Consider the following 18,227-nt stretch of genomic DNA (forward strand, 5'->3'; position numbering starts at 1 on the left):
GGCCGGGGGCGGTGGCACCGAGCCGGGCGAGGGGCCCGCGCCGCCGAGTTCGGGCACCGCACAACCTCCAGAGACAGCGATCTGATCAGATGCGGTCACCCTATATAACGTGACCGTCAGTCAGATGCCGTTTATTCAGGAGTGGTTGGCTGTGGGCGGCGCCGTGGGTGGACGAACAGGAGGCGGCTGCGACACTCGCCGCCCGTGACCGCGCCCAGCCCGCGACCGCGCCCAGCTCGCGATCGCGGCGTACACGTCCGGAGTGGCTACCAGTGGGCAGGCCGAAGAGGGCCCCGGTGCCGGCAGGTCGGGGCCCGCCGAGCGCAGCCGAGCGGAGGAGGCGGGCGCGGGGCGGGTTCGGTCGGTGTGCTGCTGCGCCCTGCTCCGGATCGTCCTTGCGGCTCTGGCCCGAGTCGGGGACCCCCGCCCCGCCGTTCCGGTGATCACCATGTTGCTGCCCTCCCGACCTGCGCGGAAGGGTTTCCGGTTGGCACCAACACGCCTGTCACCTTGGTGCCGCCCGTGGCTTACGATCACGAAAACGGGCCGCCCGGCACGAGCGGTCGACATCAGCTGGGGGGCTGGGATGCTGCAATCGTTGGGGCTGGGACCGGACGTGGAAGCGGTGTACCGGGGGATGCTGGCCGACGCGTCCGGCGGTGTCGCGGAGCTGTGCGCACGCCTCGGACTCACCGAGGCACAGGTGCGGCACGGCCTGGACCGGCTCGTCGACCTCGACCTGCTGAGGCCGTCACGGGACAGCCCCGATGCGCTGCGCGCGGTCAGCCCCGAACTGGGCCTGGAGCTGCTGCTGCGCCGGCAGGAACAGGAACTGACCCGCCAGCAGGAGGAGTTGGAGCGCAGCAAAGCGGCTGCCGCGCGAGTCGTCTCCGAGTTCGCCGATCTGCGCCCGAACACCGAGGTCGACGGTGCGGAGCGGCTCGTGGGCACGGACGCCATCCAGAGCAGGCTCGAGGAGCTCGCCCACGGGCTGACGCGGGAGTGTTCGGCGATCCTGCCCGGCGGCTCCCTGTCCGAGGCCAGTCTGGAGGCGTCGCGGCCGCTCGACCGGCGCGCCCTGGCCCGCGGCATCGAGATGCGCTCGGTCTACCAGGACAGCGCCCGCAACGATCCGACGACGCTGGCCTACGCCCGGTGGCTGACGGAAGAGGGCGGCCAGGTGCGCACCAGCCCGCTGCTGCCGCCCCGCCTGCTGATCTTCGACCGCAGGGTGGCGGTCGTCCCGATCGACCCCGCCAACTCCCGCCTGGGTGCGCTGTGCACCAGCGCGCCCGGCATCGTGGCGTCGCTCCTGACCCTGTTCGAGCAGACCTGGGTCTCCGCCGTCCCCCTCGGCGCGGACCGCCCCCGCCCCACCGATTCGATCCCTTCCGCGGGCGAACTCGAACTCCTCAGACTGCTGGCCTCGGGCATGACGGACGAAGCGGCCGGCAAACGCCTCGGGGTGTCCCTGCGCACCGTCCGCCGCCAGATGTCCGCGCTGATGGAACGCCTGCACGCCACCAGCCGCTTCGAGGCCGGCCTGAAGGCGGCCCAGCAGGGCTGGCTCTGAGCGGGCCTTCGGCCCGGGACCGGCCCGCGGCGGGGCGACGACCGCTTCCTCGGTGCGCAGACGTGACGGGGGCCGTGCGCATCCGCCTCCTTCAGGAACCCGCCCTGCTCGCCGCCCGCCGCTCGCCGGGGTCGGCTCACCCGTGCGCCTCGCCGCGTCCTCGAAATGGTGCGGACCGCCGGCGCGCGTGTCAGCGTGATCGGTGAGGAATCCGTCCCCACGCAGCAAAGAGGAGTCGCCGTCATGGACGGTAAGCAGGACAAGCGCAAGGAGCCGGGCAAGGGGCGCGAGGCTCAGGAACACCATCGCCCCGGAGACCCCGCGCAGCCCCAGCCGGGGAAGTCATCCCGCGAGAAGGGGCAGAAGCCCGGCCAGAAGGAGACCTCGCGCCGCCGCGAGGACGACCTGCTGCGCGAAGAGGACCTGCACGACGAGGGGCTCTGACCGGCGCACCGTCCGCCCACACACGCAGAGCCCGTCCGGTCCACAGCCACCCCGGACGGGCTCTGTCGCGCCCCCGCTGAATACGTGGTGGTCACAAGCGGCTTCCGGGACCGCGAACCGGAGTACGGTGGGGGCACCGGGGGTATGTCGCACACCCGCTCCCACGCGGACGTCGTTTCCGGCGATCACTGCACCGGGCCGTTCGCACACGGTCCGGGGACGGGTTCGCGACATGATCACGACCCTTGACCGCGCCGAGTCCGGCGGGGAACGTCCCCGTGCTCCGGCACGCCTGGTTCCAGCACGCCTGTTTCTCACACCGAAGGCCTCTCTCGTCGGCCGGCCGGCCGGTGCCTGGTGGCCCGCTCCCGTGACCTCGAATCCGAGCTCCCGGCATGGCCGCCGCCCAAGGCAGGGCCTGCCGTCCCGCTTCGGGAACCCGATGGGCCGAACCGGTCACGACACCCGTCGTCGAGCCGACCGCACGGATGCCCACCGCACCGATGCCGACCGGTGAGGAACGGGCCTTCCTCATGAACGGGACCTACGTACGGGTGGGCGCCCCGCGCCCATCCGCCGATCCTCTGCCCCCTCCGAAAGGGAACACGCCAGCGTGAAGTACATAGAGACCCAGACACTGCCCTCGCTCGGGCACGCCGAGGTCCGGATCATCGCGCACACGCCGGAAGCCGCCCGAGCGGTCGCGGAAGCGCTGCGCCGCTGTTTCGCAGGCGCGGAACAGCGCAGCTACCCCGCCCTCGACGGCAACACCCGCCTCCACCTCACCGTGGACACGGCAACACCCGCCGGCCCCGTCCGCTCCTGGCTGGCAGCCAGCAGAACCCCCGCCGGCAACGGCCCGCACTCCGACGAGACCTGACGGACCGAAGGGCGGAACACTCCGGCCGCCGCCCGGACCTGTCCCGTTCGACGAATGCGGCGGAAGGCCTACGCCGCCCGGTCGGCGGTGGCCGGCGCCTCGGCGCGCCTGGCCGCCAGCCGCTGCGCGCGGCCGGGGCCGCCCGAGATGCGGTGCAGCCGGTACCCACCGGGCTTCTGCGCCTCCCCGGCCAGGTGATTGACGACGCCCTTGCACACGGTCTCCTTGAGCTTGGCGCCCAGGCGGCCGTCGATGTTGAACCACACCGCGACGTCCGCGCGGTTGGCGAACTGGAAGATGCCGTCCGCCCGGCCCAGGCTGATGCACTGGGCGCCGAACGCCTGGTTGAGGGTCTCGGGCTGCTCGCCCGCGATCCGGCTGAGCACCGTGTCGGCGGCCCGCGCACCCATGGGCATCGCGGCCTGGCAGCTCATCCGCAGCGGCAGGTCCGACGGAGCGGCCGAGTCCCCGGCCGCGATGATGCGTACGTCGTCCACGCTGGTCAGCGTCTCGTCCGTGAGCAGACGGCCCTCGGCATCGGTGGCGAGCCCGCTGCGCACCGCCAGGTCCGGCACCGCGAAGCCGGCGGTCCAGATCGTCACCTCGCTCCGGACCTCGCGGCCGTCGGCGAGCCGTACGGCATCGCGCGTCACGGCCGTCACCTTGGTGCCGGGGCCGTCGAGCACGCTCACCCCGAGCCCGGCCAGCCGCCGGGCCACCGAGCGCCGGCCCCGCGCGTGCAGGTACGGTCCGAGCACCCCGCCGCAGACCAGGGTCACGGCGCGCCCCTGCTCGGCCAGCTCCGCGGCGGTCTCGATGCCGGTCGGACCGGCTCCGACCACCGTGACCGCGGCCGAGGCGGGCGCGGCGTCGAGGACCGGCCGCAGCCGCTCCGCTTCCTCGAACGTGCCGATCGGGTAGGCGAACTCCGCGGCCCCGGGCACGCGCGGGTCGGCGCTGCCGCTGCCCACCGCGTAGACCAGGTAGTCGTAGCCGACGCTGCCGCCCGAGGCCAGCGCCACACTGCGCGCGGCCGCGTCGATCCGGACCACGGTGTCGACCACCAGCCGCACGCCGTCGGCCAGGACCTCCCGGTAGTCGACGACCGCGCTGTCCGACCCGCCCACCAGCTGGTGCAGGCGGATCCGGTGGACGAAGGTCGCCCGCGGGTTGATCAGCGTCACCGTCACGTCGCCGCGCTGCGTCAGGCGGTTGGCCGCCATCACGCCCGCGTAACCGCCACCGATGACGACGACATCGAAGTTCTCGGCCATGGTGTGTCCTCCGCTTCTTGGGGCTTCGACCTCAAGACACCGGCGGCTCGACCGCTGTGACAGCATGTGAGGCAGGTCACTTCGCGGGCAGGGGCCCGAGGGGTCCGCATACACGGCCGGCCTGACGGCCGAACGCAGGAGGAGTTCGACGCGTGGAGGCCCGACGGGTCGGCCACGCTCACCCCGGACCCCAACTGGTGAACCCCCGGCCCCAGTTCATGGGGCCGCCGGGCTCGCTGGAGGCGTGAAGATCCGGTCCAGGTGGTGGCGCAGTACCGCGAGGGCCGACTCCGGGCCCCGCTGACCCACGAGGATGCTGGTGCCCATGGTCGCCGTCATCGCGAGCAGGCTGATCGCCTCCGTGCGCGCGTCGATGCCGGGGTCGGCCAGGCCCGACGCCCTGCCCTGTTCGAGCAGGCCGGTCAGGGCGTTCTCGGCGGCGTCGGGATTGTCGATGAAGGGCTGGGCGGCCAGCGCCTCGTCGGTCACGGACAGGATCGAGTAGGAGCTGTAGAGGAGGTGGAAGGTGCGGCTCTCCTCGTCGGTCGGCAGGGAGGCCAGCAGCAGCGCCTCGATCGTCGCGCGCGGGCCCGGGTCCGGACCGGCGGCGGCCAGGCGGGCGCCTACCCGCGCGGTGAAGCGTTCGGTCAGGTGCTGGAGCCCGTAGAAGAGCAGCTTCTCCTTGGTCTCGAAGTAGTACTGGACGAGGCGGAGGGACACCCCGGCCTCCGCGGCCACGTCCCGCATGCCGACCGCATGCAGCCCTCGCCGCCCCGCGACCTGGATGAGCGCCTCGGCGATCTGGGCGCGCCGTTCCTCGTGGTCCACGCGCTTCGGCATCTGCCGCTGTCTCCGCCCCGTCGGTCGAATTCGTCGGCCCGGGCGCTCCCCGGACGCCTTCATGGTACCGCCGTACCATGATCGTGGTACGGTCGTACCACGAAGAACGATTCTTCCCGGAGGTGCCCCGTGCCCGAGAACACGACCCGCGTGCGCCGTGACGTCGGCCGATACGTGAACGACGAGCTGCGCGACCGCTACTTCGCCGCGAGCGACGCCGTCTACGCCATGGGTGCGCCCGCCCGCTCCGAGACGGACGTCGAGACCAGCTTCGGCACCACGCACGTCTACCGGTACGGCCCCGCGGACCCGGCGGCCGAGTCCCGCACGCCGGTCGTCCTGATCCACGGCGCCGGCTACTGCTCCGCCATGTGGTACCCCAACACCCCCGCGCTCAGCGCCGAACGCCCCGTGTACGCGCTGGACACCCCCGGCGACGCCGGCCGAAGCGTCCACCGCGAGCCCATGTGGCAGCCGGAGCGGGCCGCCCAGTGGCTCGACGAGGCGCTCGACGGCCTCGGCCTCGACCAGGTCCACCTCGTCGGCTCCTCCTACGGCGGCTGGCTGGTCCTGAACATGGCGCACCGCCGGCCCGGACGGCTCGCATCGGTCACCGCCCTCGACCCCGGCGGCCTGGAGAAGGTGGGCCTGCGCTTCTTCGCCTGGGTCTTCGTCAGCCTCTTCGCCAGCTTCGCCCCCAAGGCGCTGCGCCCGCGCCTCGCCTCCTGGCTGGAACAGCCGGTCATCGCCGTTCCCGAGCTGCGGACGTGGGTCCAGGCGGGCGCCCGGGCCTTCCGGATCCGCCGCCCCGCACCGCTGCCCCTCGCCGAGGACGCGCTGCGGTCCATCCGGACCCCGCTCTACCTGATCATGGGCAAGCGCAGCCTCCTCGTACACCCGCAGCGGCAGCTGGAGCGCGTGCCGCGGCTGGTCCCGGGGGCACGCGCCGAGATCATCGCCGCGACGGGCCACGGCCCGCAGATCGACCACCCCGACGTGGTCAACGCCCGGATGCTGAGCTTCATGGAGGACGTCGACTCCCTCGACCCGGCCGAGGTGCAGGGCTAGGGCACGAGGCCCGAACCCCGGCGGACAGGCCCCGGCCCCGGGCCTGCCCGTCGGCACGGTGCCCACGGCGTCCCGACGGTAAAATGCGACAGGTAGTCCGTTTCACCCCTTCGGCCCTGAGCTTCCCGCTCCCCCTGGCCGCGAAGCCGGACCGCCGAGCACGAGGGCTGTGATGTCCGCATGAGGAACGCGCCCACCGCCCGCCGCACGGCCCTGCTGGCACCGTGCGCGGCCCTGCTGATCGCGGGCTGCGTCCTGCCGCCCGGGGCGAGCGCCGCGGCGCTCGCCGATCCGTCGGCCGCGCCCCCGCCCTCTCCCACGGCGACGGCGGGCACCTCCCCGGCCCCCACGCCGTCGCCGCTGAACCCCATCGATCCGGCCGCGTTCCAGTCCGCCGTGGAGCGTGCGGCGAAGAAGATGATGGTGCCCGGCGCCGTGGTCCTGCTCCGCACACCGCAGGGGACCTTCCGGGCACTCGTCGGCACGACCGAGCTGGGCACGACCGCACCGCCCACCACGGGCGACCACTTCCGGATCGCCTCCAACACCAAGACCATGACCGCGGCGCTGATCACCCTGCTCGCCCAGGACGGCAGACTGCGGTTGAACGACCCGGTGTCCGCCTATGTCGCCGGAGTGCCGAACGGCGACCGCATCACCCTCGCCCAACTGCTGAAGATGCGCAGCGGGCTCTACAACTACACCGACGCGCCCGAACTCTCGGCGTCCCTGGACGCCGACCCGGGCAAGGCCCGGACGCCGCAGGAGATGCTGGACATCGCGTTCAAGCGCCCGCCGAACTTCGCGCCCGACGCCTCCTACGAGTACAGCAACACCAACTACGCGCTGCTGGGCCTGGTCGCCGAGAAGGCCGGCGGACGCCCCCTGGCCGAGCAGTTCTGGGACCGGCTGTCGGCCCCGCTCGGGCTGAAGGCCACCTCCCTGCCGGCCCTCGACGACACGTCCCTCCCAGGCCCGTACTCGCACGGATACATGTACGGAGGAACGGCGTACGCCCTGATCGACCAGCCCTACCCCGCCGACATCCAGGCGGCGGCCCGTTCGGGCAAGCTCGAGCCCGTCGACTACACGCACCAGAACCCCTCGTACGCCCACGCCGCCGGCGGCGCCGTCTCCACCGCGGACGACCTGGCCGCGTGGATCCGGGCCCTGGTGACGGGCAAGGTCCTGAACGCCTCGTTCCAGCAGCAGTGGCGGGGCAGCCCGCAGGCCGAGGACCCGGCCGCGCCCGACGGACAGAAGTACGGCTACGGCATCGCCTACCAGCGCTTCGGGCCGAACTCCGCGATGTACTACCACGGCGGCGAACTCCCCGGCTTCAACTCCTTCATCGGCCACGACCCGGACAACGACGTCACGCTCGTGATCTGGACGAACCTGACGCTGTCGCCCGAGGGCCGCACCACCGCCCAGGCCCTGCTGCCCACCGTCCTCAACCAGATCTACGCCGGCCTCTCCCTCCCCACCGGCACCGGGTAGGCCGGGTCCGGCCGGGCGGGGGCCGTCCGGGTGCCCGTACGCCGTGTCGCCCCGGGGGCGGCGGGAGACGGTACGAGGATGGAGCCCGACGGAAGGCGCCCACGCACCTGACGCCCCGTCTCCGGGGCGGCCACGACCACCGCGGGAGGGCTCCTGGGGGCGCAGCAGCGGATGGGGTGGACAGCCGTGTCGACATCGAGTCACGAAACGTTCGGCGCGCCCTGCTGGGTCAGCCTGATGGCCCGCGACCCCGGCGCGTCGCAGGCGTTCTACGGTGCGGTCCTCGGCTGGCAGTTCGGATCCGCCCGGCTCGGGGAGGGGTTCACCGTCGGCTTCAGCGACGGGGTCCCGGTGGCCGGCATCGGCGCCCTGCCCCCGACGGTCACGGCCCCCGTCGCCTGGACCCCGTACTTCGCCGTGGACGACGCCGACGTCACGGCCGCACGCATCCTCGAGCGCAGCGGAACCGTCGCCGTCGGCCCCCTGGCCTTCGGCACCGGGCGGGCGGCGCTCGCCTCCGACCGCGACGGGGCGGTCTTCGGGATCTGGCAGGGGGAGGCCATCCCCGACTGGGACATGGACGGGGAAGCCGCTCCGGCCTGGCTCGAACTGCGCACCCGGGACGCCTTCGACGCCGCCATCTTCTACGGCGAGGTCCTGGAATGGGCCTGTGGGCAGAGCGGCTGCTGCGAGGTCGCCTACGTGGAGGAGAACAACCGCATCCAGCTCCGCCACGCGGGCCGCACGGTGGCCCGGCTGCACGGCGGAACCCTCGCGGCGGCCCCCGACCCGCACCTGCGGCCCCACTGGCACGTCCACTTCCGGGTGCCCGACGTCGAAACCGCGGTGAAGGCTGCCACCGGACTCGGCGGCAGCACGGTCCCCGCGACCGACGCCGTGACCGGCTCCGGCCTCTTCCCCCGCGAGGTCACCCTGCGCGACCCCGAGGGCGCCCTGTTCGGCATCGTCGGCCCGGCCGGCCGCAGCCGCCCCTGACCGGCCGCCACACCGTCATTGCGGCGCCGCAGGGCACCGGAGCGGGCCGGGTCAGCCGGCCGGCGTGAACTGCTCCGTGCCGACGACCCGGAGGAGGGCGAGGCGCTCGGCCGCGTCCGTGCCGGGCGGGGGCGTGAGCAGGACGAGCCGCTGCTCGCCCTCCGGGGCGAGGAGCACCTGGCAGTCGAGGTCGCCGGGTTCACCCTCGCCCCGTGACCTCGCCTCCCCGGGGGCCCTCGGCGTCGCGGTCCGGCAGCGGGGTGCGGAGCCAGCGGGCCGGTAGGGGCTCGCGGGCCACCACGTACCCGACGGCGATGGCTAGCGTGAGGACGATGAACAGCACGATCAGCCAGGACATGAGGGCGAAGACCGACCCGAGGCTGCCGAACTGCCGCATGCTGCGCTCCACGGCGTGCGGCATGTAGATCCTCGACACCATGGACAGCAGCTGCTCCCCCACCCCGGCCAGCAGCGCGCCGGGCAGCAGCGGCAGCCACGGGATCCGGGCACCGAGCAGCAGGTGCTGGGTCCACCACCACAGCAGCGTGCCGCTGACCACGGCGAGCAGGAAGCCGCCGACCGGGCCGGCGCCGAAGGCGCTCTGGACCGGCCCCTGGAAGAGCAGGGCGCTCAGCCAGACGAGGATCCAGGCCAGCCACCGCCATGCCGCGAGCCGGGCCTTGGCCTTGGGCAGGTGCCAGGAGCGCTCGCACGTCATCTGCAGCGCGCGGCTGCAGGCGGTGGCCGACACCAGTGTCACCACGACGCCCACCGCGCCGGTGCTCGCGGTGGCGGTGGAATCGGTCGCGGAGTACACCTGCCGGACCTGGTCCAGGGCGGCGTCCTGGAGCCCGAGCGTGGCACGGATGGACGTGACCAGCTGCTGCTGGAGCCAGTCGGGTGCGAGCGCGCCGATGACGAAGAGGGCCGGCACCGCGCCTAGGAAGGCCTGCGCGGCCAGCCTGAACGCGCAGTCCAGGACCTTGACGCCGGCGAGCTGTTCGAGGAGCCGGGTCAGCAGCGGTGTGTGCTTGCGCATCCAGGGGGGCAGGCGGAGCCGGCGCGCGGTGGCCTCCCGATCGGACACGGTGCTCTCCTCACGGGCCGGTTGCCGACGTCGGTGACCACCCTTCCACGAGAAACACCGAATAGCTCATATCCGGCATTTCGCCGCCCGGCCCCGTCACTCCCGTGATTGCATCCCTCCCGTACCCGCAACACGTGACCGTGACCGCGAGGGGGCGAGCCGCATGTTCCAACGGCCGACGCGCGCGATGCGCCGGGACCTGACCCAGCTGATCTGCGCGCTCGGCGGCCTGGCGCTGGGGCTGGTGGCCCCCATGGCCGACGTGGGACCGCTGGTGGAGGCCTCGCGCGTGGCGACCATGCTCTTCACCGTCGGGTTCGGCGTCATCAGCCTGGTGAGCATCATCTACTCGATGCTGTTCCTGGTCGTGCAGTTCTCCGCCAGCACGTTCACCCCGCGCCTCGCGTTCTTCCGCGACGAACCGATCGTCTGGCGCGCGTTCGCCTTCGCCGTCGGGGTCTTCGTCTTCTGCGTCGTCGCGGGCCTCGCCATCGGCGCCCGCGACCGGGTCTCGGCCCTCCTCCCCTGCGTAGCCATGGTCCTCACGCTGGTCGCCCTCACCCTGATGAGGTCGCTGCAGACGAAGGCGTTCGACTCGATCCAGCTCGCCCACTCGCTCACCGCGATCGCCACCCGCGCCCACCGGTCGTACGACACCCTGTACGTGCGGCCGTACGATCCCGGCCGCACGGCCGCGCCGCCGCCCCCGGGGACCGGACCGACCGGGGCTGGGGCCGGGACTGGCACCGGCACCGGCACGGGCACCACCGTGCGCTGGTCCGGGCCGGCGACCGTGGTCCAGCAGATCGACGTACCCGCCCTGGTGGCGGTGGCCCAACGGCACGACTGCGCGATCGACTTCCGGGTCACCCCCGGCCGCACCGTCTCGCGGGGCATGGCCCTGGCCGAGGTGACGGGCGCCGAACTGCCCGAGGAGGTCCTGCGCGAGGCCGTGGTCACCGGTGTGGAACGCACCTTCCACCAGGATCCCGAACTGCCGTTCAGGCTCCTGGTCGACATCGCGCTGCGCGCGCTCTCCCCCGCCGTCCACGACCCGGCGACGGCGGTGGAGAGCATGGACCGCCTGGAGGACCTGCTCACCCGGCTCGCCGACCGGGAGCTGGACTTCGGCCGGTTCGCCGACGGGGCGGGCCGGGTGCGGGTGACGGTCCCCGTCCCCGACTGGGAGCAGTACGTCCGGACGGCCTGCGACGACATCGCGGTCGCCGCCGCGGGCTCCCCGATGGCCTTGCGCCGCCTGCGCGACCTCCTCGGCCGGCTGCTGGAACGGAGCCCCGAGGACCGGCGGGCCGTCGTGCGGGAGCGGCTCGAATGGGCCGAGCGCACGGGGAGCGCCGCGTACCCGCTCATCTGGACGCCGCGCGAGGAGTGCTCATGAGCGACGAGCGCCGGGGCCCTGCCGCCCACGAACGCCTGAGCGCCGTGGACCCCACCGCGACACCCCGGGAGCGCCGGCGCGTCCTGCTGGGCTGTGTACTCCGCTCGGGAGCCTCGGTCGTCCTGATCACCGCGCTGTACTACCTGGCGCCCCTGGACGGCGAGATCGTTCTGCGCACCCTCGTGTCGCTCGTGCTGGGCCTGGGCCTCTTCGGCTGGCTCGTGATCAGGCAGGTCACCGCCGTCGCCCGTGCGCGGTTCCCCCGACTGCGCGCCATGGAGGCGCTGGCCACCGCCGTACCTCTGTTCCTGGCGATCTTCTCCGTGACGTACTTCCTGGTCGCCAAGGAGGTACCGGGCACGTTCACGGAGTCGCTGAACCGGACGGACGCCATGTACTTCACGGTCACGGTGTTCGCGACCGTGGGCTTCGGGGACATCACACCCGTCACCGAGACCGGCCGCGTGCTGACCACCCTGCAGATGGTCGCCGACCTGCTCCTGGTGGGCGTGATCGCGAAGGCGCTCTTCGGCGCGGTCCGGATCGGGATGCGCCGGCGCGGGTCGGGACCCGCCGCTCCGGACGACGACGGGCCGAGAGGCAACGACTCGAGAGGCGACGACTCGTGAGCGCACGGCGCAGGACCCCGGCCGGGGAGCCGGCCGGGGTCCCGCTCGTTCGTCCCGTCAGCACCGGAGACCGGTGGAGGCCGCCGCGGCGGACTCGTCCAGCTTCTGGATCTGCGGCTGCAGCTGGGTGAGGGCGTCCTTGCCGGTCGTGTCGCCCGGCAGGTCCTCGTAGCCCTTCTTGAGGTTCTCGGCAGCGGACTTCACCGCCTCCCGCTCCGCTTCCTTCAGCTTGCTCAGGTTCTCCTTGACCCCGTTCCAGTCCTCCTGGACGGCGTCGTACGCCTCCTGGACCTGGTCCTTGGTCGCGGTGGCGGGGTTCAGCGCCTTCAGCTTGGCGTTGTCGGCCTTCAGCGCGGTCAGATCCGTGCAGAGGTCGGCTGCGGCCTGGGTGGCCTCCTCCTCGGGCGAGGGGTCGTCGGAGCAGGCGGAGAGACCGAGAACCGCGCTGATGCAGAGCACACCGATCACCGGAAAACGCTTCATGGGGGCCTTCCTCAGTCAGACAAATCGGATGTACGGGATCTTCCGGTACACCTGACAAAATATGCAGACTCCATGACATTGCGCATCCGCATGGCTCCGGGCCGTCGACGCCGCTACGGCTTGATGTTCTGGTTCAGGTGGAACAGGTTCCCGGGGTCGTAGGTCCGCTTGACCTGGGCCAGCCGGTCGTAGTTCCCCTTGTAGTTGGCCCGGATGCGGTCCTGGTCGTCGCCGGCCATGAAGTTGATGTAGCCGCCCTCCTCCGAATGCGGGGCGGTGGCCTCGTAGTAGTCGCGGACCCAGGCGGTGTTGGCCTCGTTGCCGGCGGGGTCGGGCCACATCCCGGCGATGACGGTGGCGAACGAGGCGTCGCGGTAGGCGTAGGCCGTCGCGTCGGAGGCGACGCGGTGGCAGGCGCCGTTGACGGGGTAGATGTGGACCGTCGAGTTCACGGCGGGCAGGCCCGGGGCGTGCTGCAGGTGCGCCGCGATCGCCTCGTCGGTGAGCTCGGACACGAAGTTGGCCTTCCAGTAGTGCTGGAGGCCGGGCGGTACGAGCGCGTCGAAGGCGCTGTTGAGCGCCGGGTACGGCATGGGGCCCACGTGCTCGGCGACCACCGGCGCGAAGTCGTGGAAGGCCTGCAGGGCGCGCGGCCCCTCGTCGAGCGGCCCGGACCAGCACGCCACGATCAGCGCGAAGGTATCGCCGTGCCGGTCCTCCGGGATGAACGGGAGCGGCGGGGCGATCTGGAAGGCCGGGAACCCGCCCAGCTCCTCCGGGGCGTCGGCGATGTGATCGGCGAAGGAACGCAGCACGGTGGCGGCGTCCTCCAGCTCGAAGAGCATCGGCCCGCCGTAGATGTCCTTGACCGGGCCCAGCCGGTACTCGAAGGAGGTCACCGCGCCGAAGTTGCCGCTGCCTCCGCGCAGCGCCCAGAAGAGGTCGGCGTTCTCCTCCTCGCTCGCCACGAGCAGCCGGCCGTCCGCGGTCACCACGTCGGCCGAGATCAGGTTGTCGCAGCTCAGGCCCATTCCGCGGCACAGGTAGCCGATGCCGCCGCCGAGGGTGAGCCCGCCGATACCGGTGGTCGAGATGATCCCGCCGGTGGTCGCCAGCCCGAAGGCGTACGTCGCCGCGTTGAAGTCGCCCCACGTGGCGCCGCCCTCCGCGCGCGCCGTTCGGCGCGCCGCGTCCACGCGGACCCCGCGCATCCCGGACAGGTCGGCGACCACGCCGTCGTCGCAGGTGCCGAAGCCGGGCACGCTATGGCCGCCGCCGCGTACCGCCAGATCGAGCTCGTTCTCGCGGGCGAAGTCGACCGTGGCCATGACGTCGCCCGCGTTGGCGCAGCGCACGACGGCGGCCGGTCTCCGGTCGATCATGGCGTTGTGGACCGTGCGTGCCTCGTCGTAGGCCGCGTCGTCGGGCGTGACGACCGCCCCGCGGACCCGTTCGCGCAACTGGTCGATCGAGAGCTTGCCCATGGCCATCGCTCCTCGTACCTGGTGGCTTGAAGCTGGTCCCGTAGCCGGTCCCCCCACCGGTTCCGCGCTACGGCTGGAGGTGGCTGAAGCCCACCTCGAAGTGTTCGACGGAGACGATCCGCTGGCCCTCCCGCTGCGCCGTCTCCTCGCGGATGCGGGCGGCCTGCTCCTCGCTGTCCCGCATGGTCCGCTCGTCCTCCCACAAGGTCAGCGACTTGGCCTCCCCCGTGGCCCGGTCGACGAGGTAGTAGACCCCGCGGAAACCGGGAACGTCCTTGACCTGCCTGACGACCGCCTCCGAACTCGCGGTCACGTCTCCCCCCGCGGGGACCGGTGATCCCTGGTAGGTGCTCAGCCTCGCGAACATCTCCAGTCCTTCCTGACCGGGCCACCGGTCGGGGAACAGGCGGCTCCAGGACCAGGGTGCTCCGGCGGGGCGCGCCCCGCATGCCGGGACGGCGCGACAATGGGGGTGAGGTACACGTCTGCCGTTGCCGTTGCGGAGAGGCGGGTCATCGACGTGCCCTACATAGCTGTGACCGCCCTGAGTCATGTCGGGCTGGTGCGCGAACACAACGAGGACAGCCTCGTCGTCGGCCCGTGGACGCTGTGCGGGACCGTGACCCAGAACCCCCAGACCCTGCTGTTCCCCTTCGGCAGACCGCTGGTCGTCGCCGTCGCCGACGGGCTCGGCGGACAGCCGGCCGGCGAAGTGGCCAGCGAGCTGGTCGTGCGCCACCTCTCCGCCCTCGGTCCCGAGCTGGACGGCGAGGACGCCCTCGGCGACGCCCTGCGCCGCTGCAACCACGCCGTGCACTCGGCCACCGACGGACGGCCGGACCTGACCTCCATGGGCACCACGATCGCCGGGGCCCTCGTCCTCGCGGAGTCGCTGGTGGTCTTCAACGTCGGCGACAGCAAGGTGTTCCGCGCGGCGCCGGACGGCCTGCACCAGGTCAGCGTAGACGACAGCCCGCCGCCGGCCCCCGGGCACCGCACCACCTCGGCCGTGACCCAGACCCTCGGCGGCAGCCGCGGCTACCACTCGATCGTGCCGCACATGGCGGCCTTCGAACTGACCGAGGGCGACCGCTACCTCGTGTGCAGCGACGGGCTGACCGACCCGGTGCCCGACGAGGAGATCGAGGACCTGCTGCGGGTGCACGACGACGGCAGGGCCGCCTTCGAGCTGTGGCGGGCCGCCATCGACGCCGGCGGCCCCGACAACATCACGCTCGCGCTGGTCCGCATCAGCGCGTAGGACCCGCCCCGTGCGCGGGCCCCGCGCACGCGTCACGCGTTCCCCGGGGCGGCCAGCCGGTCCGTGAACCGCTGGAGCGCCCCGGCGCCCAGCGAGGACATCAGCGGGTGCAGCGCGCGGTCGGCCAGCCGGACGCCCGGCAGGCGCAGCCCGCCGAAGAAGGCGAACCGGGTGCCGTCCCCCTCCGCCACCGCCGCCATGCCGCCCAGCACGAACCGGCTCTGCATGAGGCACCAGCCCGGTCGCAGCACGACGTCGAAGCGCGCCCGCAGGCCCAGCGGACTGCGGGCCCGGGCTTCGAGGCGCTCGCCGTCCGCCGAGGTCACGGTGAAGGAGCCGATGTCGGTGATCATGGCGGGCAGCTGGCTCTCCAGATCGGAGGCGAGCGCCCAGACCTGCTCGAAGGGGGCGTCGATCAGGTGCTCCGCGAAGCCCGTGCCCGGTGTGCTGCGTGCGATGACGCGCAGCCGCCGGACGGCGTCGAGTTCGGCGACCGGCCAGGAGTCCTTCAACGTTCCCACGCCTTCCGGAAGTTGCGGCGGGCCCGGAAGAGACGGGTCCGCACGGTGGGTTCGGGCACGCCGAGGAGCGCGCTGACGGAGCGCTCGTCCAGCCCTTCCAGGTCCCGCAGGACCAGGACGGCCCGGTGCGCCGGGGAGAGCCGCTCCAGCACGTCGCGCACGTCGGCGGCGAGCTGCGGATCGTCGCGCGCGGGCACGTCCTCCAGCGGGTCCGGGACCACCCGGGCCGCCCCCCGGGCGATGCGGACCGCCTCCCGTACGGCGATCACCCGCGCCCACCCGAACAGCGCGGCCGGCTCCCGGAGCTGGCCGATGCTGCGGAAGATCACGATGAGCGCCTCCTGCGTGGCGTCCGGCCCGTCCTGCAGGGCGATGGGGCCGCACAGCCGCCCGACGTAGGGGGTCAGCAGGTCCAGCAGCCCCTGGGTGGCCATCCGGTCCCCGCGCTGGGCGGAGCGGACGAGGGCGGCCAGCTCGGCGTTCGCGGCCGCGGCCGCGGTCACCGTTCGCCGAGTCGGGTGAGGAGCGGCACCACCGTCTCCAGGAGGGTGTTCTTCTGCCCCGGCACGAGCACCAGGACGCACGGGATCCTCACGGCTTCCTCCTCCTCGACGACGTGTCGGGAGGGAAGAGGGGGCCGACCGGCCGAACATTCCCCATGACCTGCGTCACACCTGCACAGGGCTCCAGGCCAGACAGGCACGCGTTTATATGATTTTCACGCGTGAATTTCTGTTCCCGCGGATGCAGAATTTCGACAGACCTGCTACGGGAAAAAATGTACGCCCCCGATCCCACCCCTCGTGCTACTGTGATGTCAGTTGCAGTTGTGGTTCCCAAAAACTTACAAGTGCTCTCACCTGATTTTTCGGTGGGCGCACTTTTTATTTCCGGCGCATGCAGTGAGATTTGCACATTCCGGTCGGGGCAATCATCGCGGCGACGCCGGGTTCGCACAGTGCGGTCCCGGGCACTGCCCCAAAGGAGAATTCATATGGCATCTGGCACCGTGAAGTGGTTCAACGCGGAAAAGGGCTTCGGCTTCATCGAGCAGGAGGGCGGCGGCGCTGACGTCTTCGCTCACTACTCGAACATCGCCTCTTCTGGCTTCCGTGAGCTTCAGGAAGGCCAGAAGGTTACCTTCGACGTCACGCAGGGCCAGAAGGGCCCGCAGGCCGAGAACATCGTTCCCGCCTGACGCTGACGCGTACACGCAGCTGAGGCCCGCACCTTGGGGTGCGGGCCTCAGCGCGTTGCTTTTTACCCGCTCACGCCCTGTCGGTCCCCGACGGCCCCCTGAGCGGCGGGTGACGGCGCTCCGCGCCGGCCCGCCCCACGTCCGGCCGGGCTGCGGTGTCTCACACGACGCACCGCCCCGCCCCCGCCCCGCACACCGTCCGCCGCAACCCGGCTCTCCGACGCACGGCGCGGCACCCTCTCCACGACGAACCGGCCCGCCCTTTCCGGCACGGCACGGCCCCGTCCCGTCTTTTCTTCGGCTCGTTCTCGCGAATCCCCCTGCCCGGGAATTCCTCGATACGCGCCGCATCGAGGAAGGTTCTGCATGAACCGCACCACTCGCACGAACGACCGCTCCTCCCGCGCCCCCCGCAAGGGCGGCTCCGCGGGCTTCGGCAGCTCCGGCGGCTCCGGCCGCGGCAGCCGTTTCGGCTCTTCGGCCCCCACCCGCTCCGGTGGCTCCGGATACGGCGGCTCCGGCCGCTCCGGCTACGGCGGCGGCAGCCGCCGCCCCGCCGCCCTCCAGGGTGAATTCGCCCTCCCCGAGACGATCACTCCGGCGCTCCCCGCCGTCGAGGCGTTCGCCGACCTCGACATGCCCGAGCAGCTGCTGGCCGCGCTCGGCTCCGAGGGCGTGAGCGTGCCGTTCCCGATCCAGGCCGCCACCCTGCCGAACTCCCTCGCGGGCCGTGACGTACTGGGCCGCGGTCGCACCGGCTCCGGCAAGACCCTCGCCTTCGGCCTGGCGCTGCTGGCCCGTACGGCCGGACAGCGCGCCGAGGCCCGGCAGCCGCTGGCCCTGGTCCTCGTCCCCACGCGCGAGCTGGCCCAGCAGGTCACGGACGCCCTCGCCCCCTACGCCCGCGCCATGAAGCTGCGTACGGCCACCGTCGTGGGCGGCATGCCCATCGGGCGGCAGGCGAGCGCGCTGCGCGGCGGTGCCGAGGTCGTCGTCGCGACGCCGGGACGGCTCAAGGACCTCATCGACCGCGGCGACTGCCGGCTGAACCAGGTCGCGATCACCGTCCTGGACGAGGCCGACCAGATGGCCGACATGGGCTTCATGCCGCAGGTCACCGCCCTGCTCGACCAGGTGCGCCCCGAGGGCCAGCGGATGCTGTTCTCCGCCACCCTCGACCGCAACGTCGACCGGCTGGTGCGCCGCTACCTGACCGACCCCGTCGTGCACTCCGTCGACCCCTCGGCCGGCGCGGTCACCACGATGGAGCACCACGTGCTGCACGTGCACGGCGCGGACAAGCACGCGACCACCACCGAGATCGCGGCGCGCGAGGGCCGCGTGATCATGTTCCTGGACACCAAGCACGCCGTCGACCAGCTCACCAGCCACCTGCTGAACAGCGGCGTACGGGCCGCGGCGCTGCACGGCGGGAAGTCGCAGCCCCAGCGCACCCGCACCCTCGCCCAGTTCAAGACCGGACACGTGACCGTGCTGGTGGCGACCAACGTCGCGGCGCGCGGCATCCACGTCGACAACCTCGACCTCGTCGTCAACGTCGACCCGCCCACCGACCCCAAGGACTACCTC

General features: G+C 72.3%; 20 protein-coding genes. 11 read left to right on the top strand and 9 right to left on the bottom strand.

What is annotated here, in order from left to right; genetic code table 11:
- Positions 1-586: 586 nt before the first annotated feature.
- The 3 genes from PV721_RS29755 (at position 587) to PV721_RS29765 (ending at position 2,897) form a co-directional block, all read left to right on the top strand.
- Complete coding sequence (locus tag PV721_RS29755) at positions 587-1,573, top strand: helix-turn-helix transcriptional regulator (protein WP_319729557.1); 987 nt, start codon at positions 587-589, stop codon at positions 1,571-1,573.
- Between the two features lie 243 nt (positions 1,574-1,816).
- A complete protein-coding gene (locus tag PV721_RS29760) occupies positions 1,817-2,017 on the top strand; it encodes a hypothetical protein (protein WP_319729560.1) in 201 nt (66 codons plus the stop codon).
- A gap of 613 nt (positions 2,018-2,630) precedes the next feature.
- Positions 2,631-2,897: a hypothetical protein gene (locus tag PV721_RS29765; protein WP_319729562.1), complete on the top strand. Its 267-nt coding sequence runs from the start codon at positions 2,631-2,633 to the stop codon at positions 2,895-2,897.
- Between the two features lie 68 nt (positions 2,898-2,965).
- On the opposite strand, the gene PV721_RS29770 is transcribed toward PV721_RS29765, so the two are convergent.
- Together PV721_RS29770 and PV721_RS29775 are read right to left on the bottom strand one after the other, a co-directional pair.
- Positions 2,966-4,171, bottom strand: coding sequence for an NAD(P)/FAD-dependent oxidoreductase (locus PV721_RS29770; RefSeq protein ID WP_319729565.1), 1,206 nt, complete (start codon positions 4,169-4,171; stop codon positions 2,966-2,968).
- Between the two features lie 216 nt (positions 4,172-4,387).
- Entirely contained in the window at positions 4,388-5,011 is a 624-nt protein-coding gene (locus tag PV721_RS29775; RefSeq protein WP_319729567.1) for a TetR/AcrR family transcriptional regulator, read from the bottom strand.
- Between the two features lie 129 nt (positions 5,012-5,140).
- Here PV721_RS29775 and PV721_RS29780 point away from each other — a divergent pair, with 129 nt between their 5' ends.
- The 3 genes from PV721_RS29780 (at position 5,141) to PV721_RS29790 (ending at position 8,575) form a co-directional block, all read left to right on the top strand.
- The gene (locus tag PV721_RS29780; RefSeq protein WP_319729569.1) at positions 5,141-6,079 is read left to right on the top strand and encodes an alpha/beta hydrolase; all 939 of its coding nucleotides are present in this window, start codon (positions 5,141-5,143) and stop codon (positions 6,077-6,079) included.
- A gap of 180 nt (positions 6,080-6,259) precedes the next feature.
- A complete protein-coding gene (locus tag PV721_RS29785) occupies positions 6,260-7,579 on the top strand; it encodes a serine hydrolase domain-containing protein (RefSeq protein ID WP_319729571.1) in 1,320 nt (439 codons plus the stop codon).
- 237 nt (positions 7,580-7,816) lie between these two features.
- Positions 7,817-8,575 carry a VOC family protein gene (locus tag PV721_RS29790; protein WP_319729599.1) on the top strand — a complete coding sequence of 253 codons (759 nt, stop codon included), beginning with the start codon at positions 7,817-7,819 and terminating at the stop codon, positions 8,573-8,575.
- 51 nt (positions 8,576-8,626) lie between these two features.
- Here the strand turns inward: PV721_RS29790 and PV721_RS29795 are convergent, their stop codons facing one another.
- Both PV721_RS29795 and PV721_RS29800 read right to left on the bottom strand, forming a co-directional pair.
- Positions 8,627-8,752 (bottom strand): hypothetical protein, encoded by a 126-nt coding sequence (locus PV721_RS29795; RefSeq protein ID WP_319729574.1) that lies wholly within the window; start codon positions 8,750-8,752, stop codon positions 8,627-8,629.
- Positions 8,753-8,774: 22 nt separating this feature from the next.
- A complete protein-coding gene (locus PV721_RS29800; protein ID WP_319729575.1) occupies positions 8,775-9,662 on the bottom strand; it encodes a YhjD/YihY/BrkB family envelope integrity protein in 888 nt (295 codons plus the stop codon).
- Between the two features lie 163 nt (positions 9,663-9,825).
- On the opposite strand from PV721_RS29800, the gene PV721_RS29805 reads away from it, so the two are divergent.
- Complete coding sequence (locus tag PV721_RS29805) at positions 9,826-11,061, top strand: DUF2254 family protein (RefSeq protein WP_319729577.1); 1,236 nt, start codon at positions 9,826-9,828, stop codon at positions 11,059-11,061.
- Entirely contained in the window at positions 11,058-11,690 is a 633-nt protein-coding gene (locus tag PV721_RS29810) for a potassium channel family protein (protein WP_319729579.1), read from the top strand. The genes PV721_RS29805 and PV721_RS29810 overlap by 4 nt, the downstream gene beginning before the upstream one ends.
- Before the next feature lie 57 nt (positions 11,691-11,747).
- On the opposite strand, the gene PV721_RS29815 is transcribed toward PV721_RS29810, so the two are convergent.
- From PV721_RS29815 to PV721_RS29825, 3 genes are all read right to left on the bottom strand, one after another.
- Positions 11,748-12,173 carry a hypothetical protein gene (locus tag PV721_RS29815; RefSeq protein ID WP_319729580.1) on the bottom strand — a complete coding sequence of 142 codons (426 nt, stop codon included), beginning with the start codon at positions 12,171-12,173 and terminating at the stop codon, positions 11,748-11,750.
- 113 nt (positions 12,174-12,286) lie between these two features.
- Positions 12,287-13,657 carry an FAD-binding oxidoreductase gene (locus PV721_RS29820; RefSeq protein ID WP_319729582.1) on the bottom strand — a complete coding sequence of 457 codons (1,371 nt, stop codon included), beginning with the start codon at positions 13,655-13,657 and terminating at the stop codon, positions 12,287-12,289.
- 67 nt (positions 13,658-13,724) lie between these two features.
- Positions 13,725-13,970: a hypothetical protein gene (locus PV721_RS29825; RefSeq protein ID WP_319729585.1), complete on the bottom strand. Its 246-nt coding sequence runs from the start codon at positions 13,968-13,970 to the stop codon at positions 13,725-13,727.
- Positions 13,971-14,177: 207 nt separating this feature from the next.
- Between PV721_RS29825 and PV721_RS29830 the strand changes: the two genes are divergently transcribed.
- Complete coding sequence (locus PV721_RS29830) at positions 14,178-14,918, top strand: PP2C family serine/threonine-protein phosphatase (RefSeq protein ID WP_319729587.1); 741 nt, start codon at positions 14,178-14,180, stop codon at positions 14,916-14,918.
- A 32-nt stretch (positions 14,919-14,950) separates the two neighbouring features.
- Here PV721_RS29830 and PV721_RS29835 read toward each other — a convergent pair whose 3' ends face one another.
- Positions 14,951-15,439 carry a hypothetical protein gene (locus PV721_RS29835; protein WP_319729588.1) on the bottom strand — a complete coding sequence of 163 codons (489 nt, stop codon included), beginning with the start codon at positions 15,437-15,439 and terminating at the stop codon, positions 14,951-14,953.
- Entirely contained in the window at positions 15,427-15,942 is a 516-nt protein-coding gene (locus PV721_RS29840) for an RNA polymerase sigma factor (RefSeq protein WP_319729590.1), read from the bottom strand. The genes PV721_RS29835 and PV721_RS29840 overlap by 13 nt, the downstream gene beginning before the upstream one ends.
- Before the next feature lie 491 nt (positions 15,943-16,433).
- On the opposite strand from PV721_RS29840, the gene PV721_RS29845 reads away from it, so the two are divergent.
- Together PV721_RS29845 and PV721_RS29850 are read left to right on the top strand one after the other, a co-directional pair.
- Complete coding sequence (locus PV721_RS29845; RefSeq protein WP_030011983.1) at positions 16,434-16,637, top strand: cold-shock protein; 204 nt, start codon at positions 16,434-16,436, stop codon at positions 16,635-16,637.
- Positions 16,638-17,003: 366 nt separating this feature from the next.
- Positions 17,004-18,227: DEAD/DEAH box helicase (locus PV721_RS29850; RefSeq protein WP_319729597.1), on the top strand; the 1,224-nt coding region annotated here is incomplete at its 3' end.

This window comes from Streptomyces sp. MB09-01 (assembly GCF_033794505.1).
Lineage (GTDB): Bacteria > Actinomycetota > Actinomycetes > Streptomycetales > Streptomycetaceae > Streptomyces.